The 16,416-nt window shown below is 69.5% G+C and carries 15 protein-coding genes, 2 tRNA genes and 2 pseudogenes; 14 read left to right on the plus strand and 5 right to left on the minus strand.

The window, feature by feature from the left end; genetic code table 11:
* Positions 1–682: 682 nt before the first annotated feature.
* Positions 683–2,002 carry a cyclic nucleotide-binding domain-containing protein gene (locus tag ACFQ11_RS26585; RefSeq protein WP_378303365.1) on the plus strand — a complete coding sequence of 440 codons (1,320 nt, stop codon included), beginning with the start codon at positions 683–685 and terminating at the stop codon, positions 2,000–2,002.
* A 123-nt stretch (positions 2,003–2,125) separates the two neighbouring features.
* Here ACFQ11_RS26585 and ACFQ11_RS26590 read toward each other — a convergent pair whose 3' ends face one another.
* On the minus strand, positions 2,126–3,445 hold the full coding sequence (locus ACFQ11_RS26590) for a sensor histidine kinase (RefSeq protein ID WP_378303367.1): 1,320 nt from the start codon (positions 3,443–3,445) through the stop codon (positions 2,126–2,128).
* Positions 3,446–3,713: 268 nt separating this feature from the next.
* Between ACFQ11_RS26590 and ACFQ11_RS26595 the strand changes: the two genes are divergently transcribed.
* The gene (locus tag ACFQ11_RS26595) at positions 3,714–4,607 is read left to right on the plus strand and encodes a LysR family transcriptional regulator (protein ID WP_378303370.1); all 894 of its coding nucleotides are present in this window, start codon (positions 3,714–3,716) and stop codon (positions 4,605–4,607) included.
* Here ACFQ11_RS26595 and ACFQ11_RS26600 read toward each other — a convergent pair whose 3' ends face one another.
* A complete protein-coding gene (locus ACFQ11_RS26600; RefSeq protein WP_378303372.1) occupies positions 4,608–5,555 on the minus strand; it encodes a glycerophosphodiester phosphodiesterase in 948 nt (315 codons plus the stop codon). It abuts the gene before it with no gap.
* 158 nt (positions 5,556–5,713) lie between these two features.
* On the minus strand, positions 5,714–7,315 hold the full coding sequence (locus ACFQ11_RS26605) for an adenylate/guanylate cyclase domain-containing protein (protein WP_378303374.1): 1,602 nt from the start codon (positions 7,313–7,315) through the stop codon (positions 5,714–5,716).
* 192 nt (positions 7,316–7,507) lie between these two features.
* Between ACFQ11_RS26605 and ACFQ11_RS26610 the strand changes: the two genes are divergently transcribed.
* From ACFQ11_RS26610 to ACFQ11_RS26650, 9 genes and pseudogenes are all read left to right on the plus strand, one after another.
* Positions 7,508–7,585: transfer RNA gene (locus ACFQ11_RS26610), tRNA-Asp, on the plus strand.
* 20 nt (positions 7,586–7,605) lie between these two features.
* A tRNA-Phe gene (locus tag ACFQ11_RS26615) sits at positions 7,606–7,679 on the plus strand.
* An 86-nt stretch (positions 7,680–7,765) separates the two neighbouring features.
* Positions 7,766–8,638: a tyrosine-type recombinase/integrase gene (locus tag ACFQ11_RS26620; RefSeq protein WP_378303377.1), complete on the plus strand. Its 873-nt coding sequence runs from the start codon at positions 7,766–7,768 to the stop codon at positions 8,636–8,638.
* A 24-nt stretch (positions 8,639–8,662) separates the two neighbouring features.
* The gene (locus tag ACFQ11_RS26625; protein WP_378303379.1) at positions 8,663–8,977 is read left to right on the plus strand and encodes a transposase; all 315 of its coding nucleotides are present in this window, start codon (positions 8,663–8,665) and stop codon (positions 8,975–8,977) included.
* A 61-nt stretch (positions 8,978–9,038) separates the two neighbouring features.
* Positions 9,039–9,632: an IS3 family transposase gene (locus ACFQ11_RS26630; RefSeq protein ID WP_378303381.1), complete on the plus strand. Its 594-nt coding sequence runs from the start codon at positions 9,039–9,041 to the stop codon at positions 9,630–9,632.
* A 19-nt stretch (positions 9,633–9,651) separates the two neighbouring features.
* A complete protein-coding gene (locus tag ACFQ11_RS26635) occupies positions 9,652–9,846 on the plus strand; it encodes an IS3 family transposase (protein WP_378303383.1) in 195 nt (64 codons plus the stop codon).
* A gap of 285 nt (positions 9,847–10,131) precedes the next feature.
* On the plus strand, positions 10,132–10,665 hold the full coding sequence (locus ACFQ11_RS26640) for a CbrC family protein (RefSeq protein ID WP_378303385.1): 534 nt from the start codon (positions 10,132–10,134) through the stop codon (positions 10,663–10,665).
* Positions 10,666–10,731: 66 nt separating this feature from the next.
* Positions 10,732–11,257, plus strand: a pseudogene (locus ACFQ11_RS26645) (transposase family protein); the annotation flags it as partial.
* A gap of 211 nt (positions 11,258–11,468) precedes the next feature.
* The gene (locus ACFQ11_RS26650) at positions 11,469–12,197 is read left to right on the plus strand and encodes a DUF1963 domain-containing protein (RefSeq protein ID WP_378303397.1); all 729 of its coding nucleotides are present in this window, start codon (positions 11,469–11,471) and stop codon (positions 12,195–12,197) included.
* A gap of 34 nt (positions 12,198–12,231) precedes the next feature.
* On the opposite strand, the pseudogene ACFQ11_RS26655 reads toward ACFQ11_RS26650, so the two are convergent.
* Both ACFQ11_RS26655 and ACFQ11_RS26660 read right to left on the minus strand, forming a co-directional pair.
* Positions 12,232–12,354 (minus strand): annotated as a pseudogene (locus tag ACFQ11_RS26655) (IS5/IS1182 family transposase); the annotation flags it as partial.
* A 267-nt stretch (positions 12,355–12,621) separates the two neighbouring features.
* Positions 12,622–13,014 carry a phosphotransferase family protein gene (locus ACFQ11_RS26660; RefSeq protein WP_378303387.1) on the minus strand — a complete coding sequence of 131 codons (393 nt, stop codon included), beginning with the start codon at positions 13,012–13,014 and terminating at the stop codon, positions 12,622–12,624.
* Between the two features lie 452 nt (positions 13,015–13,466).
* Here ACFQ11_RS26660 and ACFQ11_RS26665 point away from each other — a divergent pair, with 452 nt between their 5' ends.
* The 3 genes from ACFQ11_RS26665 (at position 13,467) to ACFQ11_RS26675 (ending at position 16,225) form a co-directional block, all read left to right on the plus strand.
* Positions 13,467–13,754, plus strand: a complete 288-nt coding sequence (locus ACFQ11_RS26665; protein WP_378303389.1) for a hypothetical protein — start codon at positions 13,467–13,469, stop codon at positions 13,752–13,754.
* Between the two features lie 471 nt (positions 13,755–14,225).
* Positions 14,226–15,704, plus strand: coding sequence for a hypothetical protein (locus tag ACFQ11_RS26670; RefSeq protein WP_378303390.1), 1,479 nt, complete (start codon positions 14,226–14,228; stop codon positions 15,702–15,704).
* Entirely contained in the window at positions 15,596–16,225 is a 630-nt protein-coding gene (locus tag ACFQ11_RS26675) for a class I SAM-dependent methyltransferase (protein ID WP_075903658.1), read from the plus strand. The genes ACFQ11_RS26670 and ACFQ11_RS26675 overlap by 109 nt, the downstream gene beginning before the upstream one ends.
* The last annotated feature ends 191 nt before the right edge of the window (positions 16,226–16,416 follow it).

The following is a 16,416-nucleotide window of genomic DNA, read 5'->3' on the forward strand; positions in this document are numbered from 1 at the left end:
ACGCCCCGACCCCGGATCGATGTTCATCGCATGCGCCCTCGCAACGTCGTGGATAACCACATCTCTTGCTGGCAGTGTGCTGCGTGTCGGCTGACTATGTTGTAGCGTGCTAGGTAGCAGATTAGCAGCATCCGCGATGGGACACGCCAGAACGACAGCAACATCTTGAACAGACCGTGAGGATCGCCGGAAGGCTCGACGAGCATCCGCCGACATCCCGCGACGGGGACGGAACGGGAGGCGACACTGAAGACGGACATTTCGGTAGACCGAAACAGCAGTGGCCGGAACAACGAGAAGAGTCGCCCCCACTTCCCGCCGATCACCCGGTTGGCAGCCAAGAGGATCGACGGAAAGTGGAGAGCGACTCCCGGGACCGCGGAGCCGTCCGACCGGCTTTCGAGGGTGCCCTGCGATAACGCGAGCACACCCGTACTGACCTGGTAAAACGCTTCCTGCGGACTCACCCAGTCTAACCGCGACCCCGCGGTACGGGCTATAGGTGATGCGACTTCCGTCGGCACGGCCGGAGTCAACCGGCGATCCCGAGTGAATCCGGCAAAGGCCGTGGAGTCGCCCTTCGAGGGGTAAAACATGTCAATACCGTGCAAGATTCTTCCCCCGACCGTCGCCGTCCCGCTCCTGCGTCCCGCGCCGCCGCGGCGCCCGGGCAGGTGATCCGATGGACGAGCACGTGCGCGACCACGCCCCCGGCGCGACGCCCGCGTCCTGCCCCGGACGCCGCCGCAAGGACGTCCGGCATCGGCCACGCGGCGCCGTCCGGCCGCCCGCCGGCGGACCGGTGGCCCGGCGCGGCTTCTGGGGGTCCCTGTCACCCGCGCAGCAGGCCGCGTTCCTCGCGGTCGCGGAACCCGTCCGCTTCACGCTCGGCGAGGTGCTCTGGCACGAGGGCGAGATCGCCGGCCACGTCATCGTGATCCGCTCCGGCCGGGTCCGGGTGAGCGTCCGGCGGGACGGGCGCGAACGCGCCCTCGCCGAACGGGGCCCCGGCGACATCATCGGCGAGCGCGCCTCCCTGCGGCTGCGCAGCCGCTCCGCGACGATCGTCGCCCTCGAGGACGTCCACGCCCTCGTCCTGTCGACGCGCGCGTTCGCCGACTTCCTCACCCGGCACCCGCAGGTCCTGATCGTCCTGGAGGACGAGCTGTACGCGCGGCTCGCCGAACCCGGCGGCCCGCCCGCCCCCCGGGAACCGGCGCCGGAGCCCATCGCGGCCTGCGAAGGCCATGTGTGCCTCCACGGCCCCGCCATGACGACCCATGCACCACCGGTCGTCCAGTACCCCCCGCAGTCACCCTGCTGCGTGCCCGCCCACGGAAACCACCACGCCGTGCTGCACCAGTACGGGCCTCGCCCACAGCCCGCTCCGGGGCCGGGCGGCACGCCGCACTGGGCCGGGCAGAACTGCACGATCATGTTCACCGACATCGCGGGCTACAGCAGCGCCCACCGCGACGACGGCGACCGGCTCGCCGTGAAGAGCACCATGTACGAGCTGCTGCAAGAGGCGTTCACGATGTCGAACGTGCCGTGGCACGCCTGCCACCGCGAGGACCGCGGCGACGGCGCGCTCATCGTCGTCCCGCCCGAGGTGCCGACGACGTCCCTGGTCGACCCGCTGATCGCCTGGCTGGCGGCGCGGCTGCGGCGGCACAACGGCCGCGCCGGCGAGCTCGCCCGCTTCCAGCTCCGGCTCGCGCTGCACGTCGGGCCGGTGACGCCGGACGGCCAGGGCGTGTCCGGCTGGCCCCTCATCCAGGCGTCCCGGCTGCTGGACGCCGGCCCGTTCAAGGACCGGCTGGCCGCCACCGGCGCCGACCTCGGGTTCATAGCCTCGGCGTTCGTGTACGAGTCGGTGATCGCGCACAGCCCCGGCTACGTGGACGCCGCCGCCTACGAGCCCATGACCTGCAAGGTGAAGGAGACGGAGGTCAGCGGCTGGATGCACCTGCCCGGTGGCCCCTTCCGCGCCGTCACCTGATCCGGCGCGGCCGGCCGGTGCCCGCTCCCCGCGCGGGCCCGCCCCGGCCGCCGCCCCCGGCCGGACCTCCGGCCCACGACCCCGCGAAGGCCGCGGGGTTCTCTGCTTTCCGCCCCCGGTCCGTCAGCCCTCCCCGTCGCGCTCCTCGAGCGGGACGCGCAGGACGAACCGGGCGCCGCGGTCGCTGTCCTCGATCGTCAGGTCGCCGCCGTGCGCCCGCGCGATCTCCCGGGCGATCGGCAGCCCCAGCCCGGTGCCGCCCGGGTCCCGCTGCCGTCCCCCGGGGAGCCGGGCGAACCGCTCGAACACCTTCTCCCGGTCCTGCCCGGCGATGCCCGTGCCGTCGTCCAGCACCTCCAGGCACGCGTCCCCGCCCGCGCGCCAGACGCGCACGTCGATGCGCGACTCCGCGTGCCGTTCGGCGTTGTCGAGGAGGTTCGTGAAGAGCCGGACGAGCCGCAGCCGGTCGCCGCGCACCGTGACGTCGTCCAGGATGTGCGGGACGACCGGCTTGGAGCGTTCCGACCGGGCCAGCTCGATCGTGACCATCGCCCCGAGATCGACGATCTCGTCGCCGCGCCAGGCGGTGGCGTCCAGGCGCGCGAGCTCCAGCAGGTCCGTGACGATCGCCTGCAGCCGGTCGAGGTTCTGCAGCACCGTCCGTCCCGTCTGCGGCCAGTCGACCTCGTCCGGGTACATGAGCGCCTCCTCCATCTGCGCGCGCGCCGCCGCGATGGGGCTGCGCAGATCGTGGGACGCGTCGGACGTGAAGCTCCGCTGCCGCTCCAGCGCGGCGTCGAGCCGGTCGAGGGTCGCGTTCACCGCCTCCGCGAGGCGCCGCAGCTCGTCCCGGTTCTCCGGCACCGTGACGCGGCGGCCGGACTTCTTCGCGGTGATCTCGGTCAGCTCGGCGCGGATGGCGTCCACCGGGACGAGCGTGCGGTCCACGGTCCCCCACGTCCGCAGGCACGCCAGCACGGTCACCAGCACCGACATGCTCAGCAGGACGGTGAGGAGGTTGGCGCTGACGTACCAGGGCGTCGCCGGGACGGCCGTGTAGACGATCCAGTCGCCCTCGGGTTCGTAGACGCGGAACGCCACCACCGTCATGCAGCCTTCCAGCCCCGCCGGGGGACACAGCTCGCGGACGGCGTAGACGCGGGAGCGGCCCGGGACGAACGTGGCGATCCGCCCGCCGCCCTCCACCTCGGGCGTGCCCGCGACGACGCGCCCGCGCTCGTTCAGCACCTGGATGACCACGTTCTGCGGGGACTTCAGCCGGGGCGGCACCTCCCCCTGCTTGACGAGGAACACCATCTGCAGCGCCGCCGCCGCGGCCTGGTCGCGCCGGTAGTCCACGGCCCGCGTGCGCACCCCGATGATGATCAGCGTGGTGAGGATCGCGCAGATGAGGACGGTGACCGTCCCGGCAATGACGGTCATCCGCACCCGTATGGACCATGTGCGCCGTCCGTACACCCGAACCCCCCGGTGGGGAGGTAATCACCCGCAGGACCGGAATCAGTCCTCCGAACGGGCGTCTCGCGGCAAAGGAACGAGAAAGAAGTGGTTACCCGAACCGTGCCGTGACCTGCGGTTTCACCCTCGGGGTCCGCGCCCGGGCACTCCCGCCGCACCGCTCGCCGTCCGGTCACGGCCGACTCGCCGGTACGAACCGGGCGAGACCGTCCGGCTGTCTAGCATCGGGCACATGGAACTGCGCCAGCTCGAGTACTTCGTCGCGGTGACCGAGGAGGCCAGTTTCACCCGGGCCGCCGCCCGCCTGCACGTCGCGCAGCCGGGCGTCAGCGCCCAGATCCGCCGGCTCGAACGCGAACTCGGGCAGCCGCTGTTCGACCGGTCCGGGCGGACCGTCCGGCTCACCGAGGCCGGCGAGCTCGTCCTCCCCTACGCGCGCGCCGCCCTCGCCGCCGTCCACGGGGCGCGCCGCTCCGTGGACGAACTGACCGGCCTGCTGCGCGGGCACGTCACGATCGGGACGTTCGACTGGGTGACGGCCCTCGACCTCCCGGGCATGCTCGCCGACTTCCACCGCGACCACCCCGACGTGGAGATCACGGTCACGCAGCACGATTCCGCGACGCTCGCCGACGAACTCCGCGCCGGCCGTATCGACCTCGCGTTCCTCAGCATCGGGGACGAACCGCCCGAGGGGCTCGCCACCGAGATCGTCTTCGAGCAGGACCTCGTCGCCGCGGCCGCCCACGGCCACCCGCTGTCCGGCCGCGGCACCGTCACCCTCCGCGGCCTCGCCGAGCACGACCTCATCAGCCTGCCGCGCGGAACCGGGGTGCGGGCCGTCCTCGACCGCGCGTGCGCCGCCGCCGGGCTCCGGCCCCGGGTCGCGTTCGAGGCCGGCGAACCGCCCGTCCTCGCCGAACTCGCCGCGCGCGGCCTCGGCGTCGCCGTCGTCCCCGAGTCGGCCGCGCGGGCGTTCGCCGGCGACCTGCACGTCCTGCCGATCGTCCGGCCCCGGCTGCGCGGGCGCGTCGTGCTCGCGTGGCGCGCGGAGGGGCCGCGCAGCCCCGCCGCCCGCGCCCTCACGGCCCGCGCGCGCGGGCTGCCCGCGCGTCCGTCCGGCTGATCAGGCCGCCGCGCCGCCCGCGTCGTCCTCGAGGACCTCGCGGAACACGTCCGGCCGGTCGGTGATGACACCGTCCACCCCGAGGCCGAGCACCCTGCGCATGCTCGCCGCGTCGTTGACCGTCCAGGTCAGCACGTCCATCCCGGCGGCGTGCACCTTCCGGACGTACGAGGCGGTCAGTTCGCGGTGGTTCGGGTTGATCTGGTCGGCGTACTCGGCGTGCCCGCGCAGCGCCGACGCCTTCGGCTTCCCGATCAGCGCGGTCGGGGCGTCCGGCATGATCTCGTGGAAGCGGCGCACCGACGTCCAGTCGAACGACTGCACGACCAGCCGGCGCGCGTCCCCGCTCGTCCAGTACGCGTCGCTCCGCAGCGCCTTCGCGACGCGCTTCTCCACCCCCGGGTACTTCGCCGGGTTCTTGAGCTCCACCAGCATCCCCAGGCCGCTGCCGCGCATCTCCCGCATCACCTCGGTGAGCGTCGGGACCCTCTCCTTCGCGTAGCGCTTGCCGAACCAGGAACCGGCGTCCAGCCGCTTCACCTCCGCCAAGGAGAAGTCGGAGACCTTCCAAGGCTTGCGTTTCGGAAACACCTGCTCCACGTTCGTCGTCCGGGCCAGCGTGGAGTCGTGCACCAGGACGAGCTTGTGGTCCTTGGTCTCCTGGACATCGAGCTCGAACATGTCCGCGCCCATGCGCGCGGCCGTCCGGAACGCCTCCAGCGTGTTCTCCGGCGCGGCATCCGACGCCCCCCGATGCGCGACACCGACCGGTCCGTCCCCGACGACCTCCGGCACGGCCAGGAGCACGGGCACGCCCCGCCGAGGCGGCTCCGGCGCGTCCTGCCGGGACAGAACCGGGTGCGGGGCCGCCTCGGCGTGCGCCGCGGGCCCGATGACGACCGCCGCGGACACGACCGCGGTGACCACCAGACGCTTCCGTCCGAACATCTTCACCTCTCGAAGCCGGGGCGACTCGTCCGTTTTCGACACTGAGCCCGCCGTATGTCCGCGACGTGACGAAGCGGTAGCTCATCGTGTACGGACGGTGACAATACGCATCGACTTCGAGAGACACGAGGAGACACGGTGCGCACCGCGCAAAAAGGTCACTCGGCGTCTTCAGGCTCCGAACGGGCCCTCGACCGGTTCGCCAGGGCGAACGCGCCCAGCAACCGCCGCCTCCGCCGCCCCGGCTGCTCCGGCACCTCCGGCGGGCGCGGCACCGCGAGCCGCGTCGGGCGCGTCCGTCCACGCAGCGTCACCGGCTTGCCGAGGTCCCAGTGTCCGGCCTCCCCCAGGTGCGCCAGCCCCAGCACCGTCCCCGACGCCAGCACCCGCCGCGGCGACACCTTCGCCAGATCGCTCAGCCGCGCCGCCTCGTTCACCGGATCGCCGATCACCGTGTACTCGAACCGCTGCTCCGCGCCGATGTACCCCGCGACGACCTGCCCCGCCGACACCCCGATCCCCGCGTCCAGCTCCGGCACGTCCGCCCGCAACCGCACCGCGAGCTCCCGCGCCGCGCCCAGCGCCCCGCCCGCCGCGTCCTCCAGCTCGCTCGGCGCCCCGAAGATCGCCAGCGCGGCGTCCCCCTCGAACTTGTTGATCCAGCCCCCGTGCCCGCCCACCACCGACACCACGACCCCGAAGAACCGGTTGAGCAGCCCCACCACCTCGTCCGGCCCCCGCGTCTCCGCCAGCCGCGTCGACCCCGCGAGATCGACGAACAGCACCGCGACCTCGCGGACCTCACCGCCCAGCGTGATGTCGCCGCGCTCCAGCGCGAGGTCCGCGACCTCCTCCCCGACGTGCCGGCCGAACAGGTCCCGAAGCCGCTCGTGCTCCCGGAGCCCCGCCACCATGTGGTTGAACCCGGCCTGCAACTGCCCGACCTCGCTCGCGTCGTACACCGGGACGACCGCCTGCAGATCGCCCCGTTCGACGAGCGCCATGCCCGTCCGCACGGACTTGATCGGATCCGCGATCGCCCGCGTCGCCATGTACGTCACGTACATCCCGGCGGTCAGCGCCGCGCCGCCCAGCCCCAGGATCGTGATCGCCAGCTTCGTCACGTCGATGTCGGACGCCGCCAGCGCGGCGATCGCCACGCAGATCAGCCCGAACACCGGGATCGCCGTCCCGAGCGCCCACGCGAGCATCACCCGCGTCGTCACCCCCGGCAGCCGGAACCGCCGCGGCGGCTCCGCCGCCAGCACCAGCGCCGCCGCCGGCCGCAGCAGCCGCTCCGACAGCAGATAGACGATCGTGCACGTCGTCGCCGCGCCCAGCAGGCACGTCAGCCCGGTCTTCACCGCGAGCCGCCCGGTGAACAACACCAGATCCAGGACCGCCCACCCCGCGGCCCCCACCGCCCACAACCCTCCGACCAGCAGCGTCAACCGGAGCGGCCCCAACAGCACCGCGCGTTTCTGCTCCCGGTCCGCAGGCCCCCCGTCCCGCACCAGCCGCACGACGGGCCGCCACAGCCACAACCCGAGCCCCAGCGCCCCGGGCCCGGCGATGACCGGATAGCTGAAGAACGCCACCGCGTTCACGAAGTGCACGTGACCCGGATCGTCCAGCGGCGGATCGGGCACCACGAACGTCGCGAACAACAACACCACGAGCCCGCCCACGGCGTTCGCGACGACCACGACCACCAGCAGGACCCAGCGCACCCGGATCTCGAGCATGCTCCTGCGAGTCACGTACGCCTCCCCGGACGTCCCCCCGGATCATCCCACGCCCCACTTCGAGCAGCCGCCCGACGAGGCGTGCCGCCCCCTCCCGACAACCGAGTTGGCGCCACCCTCGGGCATCGCGTATGCTCTCGGACGTCGCCAAGGACCGGGAACACCGGCCAAGACACACCGCCCGAGCCGCTAAGCTCGGACACGCAAGGTCCTGTGGAGCAGTTAGGAGTGCTCGCCACCCTGTCAAGGTGGAGGCCGCGGGTTCAAATCCCGTCAGGACCGCCAGACGTGCGCAAGCACGTCATGGGCAGGTAGCTCAGTCGGTACGAGCGTCCGCCTGAAAAGCGGAAGGTCGGCGGTTCGACCCCGCCCCTGCCCACCTTCACCCTCTGACCAGCGAGAACACCGGTAACGGATTGATCACCGTCGGTGTACTCCGCTTGAACAGAGGAAAACTTTCTCCTGATGGGTACCGCCCGTACGCGGCGTCCGAAGGACCTCCGAGCAGGCACCTTCCAGGCCGCGATCAACTCGTTCATCCTCCACCTCAACGCCGAGGGGAAGTCCCCCAAGACGGTACGAACCTACGCCGAAGCGGCGCAATGGTTCGCAGCCGCACATCTCCGCCGCAACACCGAGCACTCCGACTGGGAAGACGTCACGCCCGACGACGTCCGCACGTGGATCGTCCATCTCCTGAACCAGTACTCGGACAGCTACGCGAACAACCAGTACCGAGCCCTCCAGCAGTTCTTCAAATGGTGGTCCACCGACGAAGAACTCCCCGACCCGATGGCCAAGCTCCGCCCGCCCTCGGTCGGCGAGAAAGTCGTCCCGGTCTTCACCGACGAGGAACTCGCCAAGCTCCTCAAGGACTGCGAGGGCAAGACCTTCACCCAACGCCGCGACTACGCGATCCTCACCCTCTTCAAGGCCACCGGCCTGCGCCTGTCCGAACTCGCCGGCATCACCTACGACCCCGACGAACCCGGCCGCAGCGACCTCGACCTCATGCGCCGCGAACTCCTCGTCCACGGCAAGGGCAACAAGCAGCGCATCGTCCGCTTCGGCCACCCGTCGGCCCGAGCCATCGACCGCTACATCCGCATCCGCAACAAGCACACGTACGCGTCCAGCCGCCGCCTGTGGCTGGGCACCAACAACCGCCCGCCCATGACCGCCAACGGCATCTACCAGATGGTCGTCCGCCGCGGCGAAGCATGCGGCGTCGCCGTCCACCCGCACAAGTTCCGCCACCACTTCTCCCACACCTGGCTCGACAAGGGCGGCGCCGAAGGCGACCTGAGGTTCCCCCCGGAGCACGGACTGCTGACCTGAGGTCACCGGCGATCATCAGGAAGGATGTTCGCCATGCCGTCACCACACCCGCCCGAGTTCCGCCGCCGCGCGGTCGAGCTGGCCCGCCAGGGCGATAAGTCCATGGTCCAGCTGGCCAAGGATCTGGGCATCAGCCGGTCCTGCCTGCAGAACTGGGTGAACCAGGCCGATGCCGACGACAAAAGCTCCGGAGGGAAGGACCGTAGTGACCGCCTGACCACCGCGGAGAAGAAGGAACTCGCCGAGCTGCGGCGGCGCAACCGGCAACTGGAGACAGAGAACGAGATCCTCAAACGGGCGGCCGCGTACTTCGCCCGGGAAAACGTGCTCCCAAAGTAATCTACTCGCTGGTCCGCGAACTCACCGCCGACTCCATCCCGGTCGCGGTGGCCTGCCGAGATTGAACGTCTCCACGTCGGGATACTACGACTGGCTCGGCCGGCCCGAGCCGCCCCGCGCGTTGCGGAACCAGGAACTGATGAAGATGATCCGCGAAATCCACGCCGATTCCCGAGGCAGTTACGGCTCGCCCCGTGTGCACGCGGAACTGACCCTGGGGCTGGGAGAGTCGGTCAACCGCGAACGGGTCGAACGGCTGATGCGCCACGCCGGGCTGCAGGGCGTCTACCGGCGCAGGGGCCGCCGCAACCCGGTGCATCAGGCGACCGAGGAGGACCTGGTGCAGCGACGCTTCGTCGCCGGCCCGGACCGGCTCTGGCTGACCGATATCACCGAGCACCCGACCGAAGAAGGGAAGCTGTACTGCGCAGCGGTCCTGGACGCCTATTCGCGGCGGATCATCGGCTGGTCGATCGACTCCCGCCAGGACACCGATCTCGTCGTCAATGCCCTGGCGATGGCCGTGACACGGCGCAACCCGCCGGCCGGTTCGACCATTCTGCATTCCGAATCACGGCACGCAATACACGTCCTGGGCTTTCGGGAAGCGCCTGCGGGATGCCGGGTTGCTCGGCTCGATGGGCACGGTCGGTGACTGCTACGACAATTCAATGATGGAATCGTTCTGGGGGACGATGCAGCTGGAGTTGCTCGACGCCCGCACCTGGAAGACCCGTGAAGAACTCGCCGGTGCTGTATTCGAATGGGTTGAGTGCTGGTATAATCCGTATAGGCGGCATTCTGGTATCGGAATGCACAGCCCCGTCACGTTCGAAGGGCTCGACCTGCCCTCAGACACCGCCGAGTGACCTCACCTCAGGTGTCCGTGCAACGGGGGGGGGAACCTCAGTCCAGGTCTTCATGCCTGTGGGTCCACACCCGTTTTCGCAGCTGAAAATCAACCGGACCCCCAGGCTGATGGCCAGTTGTCCGCGTACTCCCTGGTGCGCAGAGGTGAGTACGGATGAACATGCAGATGGCATGCTGGACCACCGGGGGCCGGGAAGTGCGCAGGACGCGAGGGTCACCGCTCCGCCCGTGGTGGGATGGTTTCGAAGCCATCACACGGACCAGAACGGATTGAGCTGACCACGATGACTGAGCCGTTGCCTGTTTTCGCCTATCACCCCGACCCGATGGCGACGGGTTCGATCAAGCTTTCGCAGCAGGTCTGCGCGTCCTGCGCGCGGCGGCGCGGCTATGTCTACAGGGGCCCCGTCTACTCCGCCAAGGAGGTCGAGGCGCTGTGCCCGTGGTGCATCGCCGACGGCAGCGCCGCCGAGCGGTTCGACGCCACCTATTGCGACGTCAGCCCGCCTCCGGACATCCCGGACGCCGTAGTCGACGCGATCGCCAGGCGAACCCCCGGCTTCAACGGCTGGCAGCAGGAGCGCTGGCTGTTCCACTGCGGCGACGGTGCGATGTTCCTCGGCCCCGCCGGAGCCAGAGAACTGCGCGGGGACGAACAGGCCCTGGCGTCGCTGCGGGCCGAACTCGCCGAGAACCGGTGGACCGACCAGCAGATCGCCGGCTTCCTGGACGCCCTCGACCGAGATGGCCAGCCCGTCGCCTACGTCTTCGAGTGCCGCTCGTGCGGCACCCACCTCGCCTATTCCGACTCCACCTGACCAGGTGACCGTCTCGGCACGCGTGCCCGTACCAGACTCTGCACTGACAGCAGTACGCCGGCACCGGTGGAAGAGGCCGTGCGGCCGCGAGCCGCCCGCTCACCCAAGCTGCACGCCACGCTGCAGCGGGCCAAGGCCGACGGGCACGCCCACTGGTGCCGGACGGCACCCTCACCCCCATCGACCGGGTCGCCGCCGACCGGCCGTTGCACTCCGGAAAGCACAAGTAACACCGCATGAACCTGGAGGTCATCACCACCCCAAACGGAGACATCGTGTGGATCTCGGGCGCCCTGCCCGGCGCCACTCACGAGCTGAAGGCCGCCCACATCTGAGGCATCCTGCGTCATCTGCGCGACACCGGGTTGATCACCTTGGCCGACAAGGGGTACCACGGGGCCGACGAGCTGATCACCCGTACAAGGGCAAGGACAAGCCAGAATCCCAGAAGGACGCCAACCGGGCCCAGGCCCGGCTACGCGGCCCCGCTGAACGCGCGAACGCGGAGCTCAAGACCTGGGCCAGACTCCGCTGCTGCCCGCACAAGGCCGGTCAGCACGCCAGAGCCATCCACGTCCTTCAACATCGGGAGAACAAGGTCAGCACCGCCCCAGGACCAAATGCCCTCAGTACACCGAACGCCGCGTTGAGGAGCACGCCACCGACCAGATCGGGTCCCCTGTCTTTTGAGGAACGAAACCGTCGGGATCGTCTGCTGGGATTGGCCCATGGATCGACAGAGCGCCGTCGCCAGCATCCGTGAACTATGCATCGAACACTTGGGGGGACGCCTCGGCCCGACGATGGCCGCTCTCGCCCGGCCGGGTTTCGTACTCAGGCCCACCGGCCCCGATGAGCCGCCGACCGGCCGGTGCCAGGCGGGAGGACCGGCTCTCCTGGAACCAGGCACACCGTGGCCGCAATCCACGGCAGGCACCCCGCTCAGCCTGTTCGCCGTGCTGGATACCGACGAACTGGCCCCGTGGCTCGGCGACCAGATGCCCACCCGGCTCGGCCTGGTCAACGTTTTCAGCGCGGTCGGAAGCCTCTCCGAGGAGTGCACGATCGTCTGCGCGGACCCGGCGCGTGCCGTGGAAGTGCCGACGCCGTCACCGGCGGAGATTCTGCGCGAAGTCCGGCTGCATGCCGCACCGATCATGACCCTGCCGGTTTCGGGGGAATACGATACCGGCGACCCGGTCCTGAAGACGTTCGACTACCGCGCCGAACCCGACTTCGACGAAGACCATTGGGAATCCCCGGTCGAACGATTCGTCCAGGGTCCGCTCCGCCGGGAGTGGCACTTGTACTCTCGAGAAGAGCAACGGTTCACCCCTGGGGACAGCCAGGCGTTCGGCTGGCCGTACATCGACAGCTGGGTCGGAAAGAGGACAGACGGCTACGAACACCTGCTCACACTCTCGGGTGACCTGTGGGACGACAACGGGTTCGAACGCGTGATGATCCCCCCGGGCGCACTTCGAACCGGCGATTTCACCGACGCGGTATGCGAACAGGATGGCCTCCACTGAGGGCTTCTCCTCCTGGGACGGCGGTGACCTTGTTCTCCCGACGTCGAAGGACGTGGATGGCTTTGGCAAGCTGACCGACCTTGTGCGGGCAGCAGCGGAGTCTGGCCCAGGTCTTGAGCTCCGCGTTCGCGCGTTCAGCGGGACCGCGTAGCCGTGCAGGTAGACCAGCGGAAGATCCGCGGTTAGCGCGAGGCGGTCCCGGGCCACTTCGCTCAGGGTGGTCGGCCAGCCATCGGTGCAGGTCAGCGGGCAAGGATGCGGCGTCGAGCGTCATGATGCTTCTCCGATATCACGATGGGCGAAGAAAGGCAGCGAGCGTCTCCGCGTTGCTGGGGCGGCGTGCATGACGGGCGCCCATCGGCGCTTGAAAAGGAGAAGTTTGGTCGTCACAGCATGTTGGTACGAGTTCTGCAGTGTGATCCAACTATTTCGTCGGTGAGTTCCACCGGGTGGAGGTGTCGCCGTTCCGCAGTAAAGCGATGCGATGGGCGACTTCTTGGCGGGTCCGATACTCGGAGGGGGCTGTGCGGATGTAGGGGCTCAGGCCGGTGATCTCACGGGTCTGGATGAGGGTCTCGGCGCCGGGCCAGTCGCGGACGTCCCAGCCGTAGGTAACTGTGAACCGGCGCAGGTCGTGCTCGGTGTGGCGGTTGAAGCGGCGGGCCATGTAGTGCACTTGGATGAGATCCCATTCTCTGAGGCCAAGGGCGACGTGGTCCCAGTCTCCGAGGACGGTCCGGCCTGTGGTCAGGCGGATAATGTTGTTGGTGTGGGCATCGCCGTGGACTCCCCCTCGGCAGCGCCGCGCGCAGGACATCCAGACCACGCGCTGCCGCGGCGCAGGGTTTGCCGCTGACGCCGGAGAAGTTGGCGGACCTGCGGCGGATACTGGACGTCCCGCACCAGGTCAGCCCGCGGGAGCAGGTCAGGCAAGGGCAGATCGGTCTGCTGGTCGCCGCCTGGCTGGCCGCTCGGCACGGTCTCCGGATCGAGTTGCACTCGGACGCTTCCGGAACACGGGCCCTGGTCGTCCTGCCGCGCAGTCTGCTGGCGGCCTCGGCCCCGACGGCTCGAACGGCGGAAGCACCGTTGGAGCCGCACCGTCCCGAGCTGCCTCGGCGCCACCGCGTCGCCGCTGAGCCCGCATCCCCTGTGGCTGCGCGGCCATCTCCTCCAGCGATCGGCGACAAACCGGCTCTCCCTCGGCGTAACCACGCCCCACCTGCAGCACAGCCCCCGGCGTACCAGTCGGCGGGTCCGAACGTCCGCGTGGTCGACGCCGCCGCGCAGCAGGATGCTCAACCCGACCTCCTCGGTCGCGCTGAGGAGGCGCCGACCGGGGTTCGCGCGGAACCGGTCGCCGTCGATAACGCGCCGCGCCGCCTCAACGGCACGCGGGAAATCGTACGTGGGGCCGGCGGGCACAAGGTGCTCAGGCTCGAGGTCGGAGCCGGCTTCCGGGTCATGTCCGGGCGTGGTGGCCGTTTCCGGCCGGGCGGGCTCCGCTTCCTCATCCAGGACGGCTATACCGGCTTTCACCGCGCGGTCGGGAAGTGATGCCAGCTCCTCAGCATCCAGCCCGGCAAGTCTGCCGAATCGGCTCAACTGGTCGCGCGTGATATGGCCTGCGGGAATGTGGCGGCGTACCAGCGCCAGCGCGCTCTCCACCCGATCGGGCTGCACGGCCGTCGGGGAGCTCGGGGGTGACGACCCGCAGGCCGATATCGGCCAACGTCGCGATGACTCGCTCGCGTGCTTCCGGGGTCAGCCTCATCTGCTCGGTGGCATCCTCGAAAGCCCCGGCGGGCACGGCACCGTTCACAGCGCAGCTTCTGAGCTGCCGCAGGACGCGCGCCATGGCCCGGCGGAGACCGGATCGTCCGGACAGACCGATGGCATGTCAACGTGCATACCAACGAAGATGCCATAAGCCACCGACATGCGTGACAACCGAGTTTTCACATCGTGCGTCTGTGTATGTGAACATGTGGGAAATCCGGACGTCCGGATCGACGCGGGAGGGTGCGGATGGCGGCACGCGAGGAGCTACTGCGTTACCTCCGGCGGCAACTGATCGGACCGGCCGAGGGGAACAAGACCGAGCTCATCGAGGAACCGCCCAACCGGCGTTACCTGATGGGCACGCTCTTCCCGCAGGACACCGACCGGCAGCAGAGCCTGACCGAAGCGGCCGAGGTCACCGAGCCCGGCGCCGCCCCCGAGGAGACGTCCGAGGAGACCCGCTTCGCGGGCGACACCGTCCCGGACGCCAACGCCTGGCTGCCGTCCTCGATGGGGATCTCCCTCTACACCGATGCCGAGGAGCTGACGCTGGTGTGCCGGGCCGCTCGCTACGAGACGAGGCGAGGCAAGGTGCGCAAGTGGCAGCGCGTCCCGCTCGACGATTTCGAGGCGACCTTCAAGGTCGGGGAAGTCCAGAAGGACATCTGGGGCTCGCGGGCGCAGATACGCCTGCGGTGGCGTCCGTTCGCGGGCAGATGGCTCGTGACCGCCGCGCTGGTCAACGCCAAGAACGCCACCGGGGATCACGGGTCCCAATGGGACGACATGCTTTTCCAGGCTTCGCTGGAGGTCAGGCCGGTCGGCGGCGGGCTGCTGCAGTACCCGAGCATCCGGCTGACCAGCCGTGATCCGGAAGAGCAGGAGCTGCGCCTGCAGTACCGGCACGTGGTGACGCACGCCGTCGGCCATAGCTGCGTGGTCGACGAGATCGATGAGAACGGCGAGGTCGTCGGGCCCCGGGCAAACCGCCCGGTGACCGGACTACGAAGCCAGATGATGCCGGAGGCCGAGGTACCGGCGATCACGCCCGCCGGACCGTCCGGGCAACCCGTGCTGAAGCTCGCGCACTTGTCCGACCCGAAGGTCGCGGAGTCCCGGCTGCGCACCGAGATCACGGACTTCATCGAAGGCTACCGGGAGTGGTGCCAGGCGCAGCGCAAGGTCGACGTGCCTCCAGGAGCGCAGGAGGCGGCCGACCGCATCCTCGACAGGCTGGACGTCACGGTCCGCAGGATGGAGACCGGGGCGGAAGCACTGTTCGAGGACTCGTCCGGACACGCCCTTCGCGCCTTCCGGCTGGCCAACCGGGCGATGGCGCTTCAAATGCGGCACTCGAAGCGGGATCTGGCGGGACGACGCCGCCCACGTTCCGAAGCCGTTCCGCTGGATCCGGGACCCTTGCGCGATGCTGCATGGCACCCGTTCCAGCTCGGCTTCTTCCTGCTGTCGGTGTGCGGGTTGATCGACGAATCGCACCCCGACCGCGAAGTAGTGGACCTGATCTGGTTTCCCACAATTCGCTCCCATGCCGCATCCGTCAACTCACCTCGACCTGCCACAAGATCAATTATCAGACTGGCGATAGGGTCCTGCCCGTGGCGAACCATCAGGACGAGACCAGTGCGGCCTACGACGGAGTCGTCGAGCTGTACGCATCGCTGTTCGCAGACCGGCTGGAGACACAGCCGTTCACCCGGGCCATGATCGGCACCTTCGCCGAACTGGTGCGCGCGACGGGCAACCTGCGGGCAGCGGACGTCGGGTGCGGGCCCGGACATCTGACGGCCATGCTGCACGAACTGAGCCTGGACGCCTTCGGACTCGACCTCTCCCCCGGCATGGTCGACCACGCACGGCGGGCCCATCCGGCGCTGTGCTTCCAGGAGGCGCGGATGGAATCCCTTCCGATCGAGGACGGCGCGCTCGGCGGCGTACTGGCCCACTATTCGATGATCCACACCCCTCCGGGAGAACTGCCGGAGCTGCTCGCCGAGCAGGTACGCGTCCTGGCGCCGGATGGCCTGCTCCTGGTTTCCTTCTTCGGGACCGACGGACAAGAACCGGTCCGGTTCGATCACAAGGTGGCGCCTGCCTACAGCTGGCCGGCGGATCGCCTCGCTGAACTGCTGGCCGATGCCGGGCTCGTTCCCTTCGCCCGGCTGCTCCACGATCCGGCCTCCGAGCGAGGCTTCCTCGACGCCCATCTGCTGGCCCGCCGATCGTAGGTCTTGCCCGGTAATACCCGCCAGCCGGTCGGCGCACCTCCGGACTGCCAGCTCGGCGGACGCTCGCTGATCCGACTGGAATTGTCAGACAGGCCCTACCCAGGGTTAATTGGTGATGGCGGGTGTGGTGTTGAGGGTGAGGCCTGTGGGGGCGAGGCAGCCGTCGATCACGCCGGGGTGGTGCTGGATGA

It is taken from the genome of Actinomadura sediminis, assembly GCF_042675525.1.
Taxonomy (GTDB): Bacteria; Actinomycetota; Actinomycetes; order Streptosporangiales; family Streptosporangiaceae; genus Spirillospora; species Spirillospora sediminis.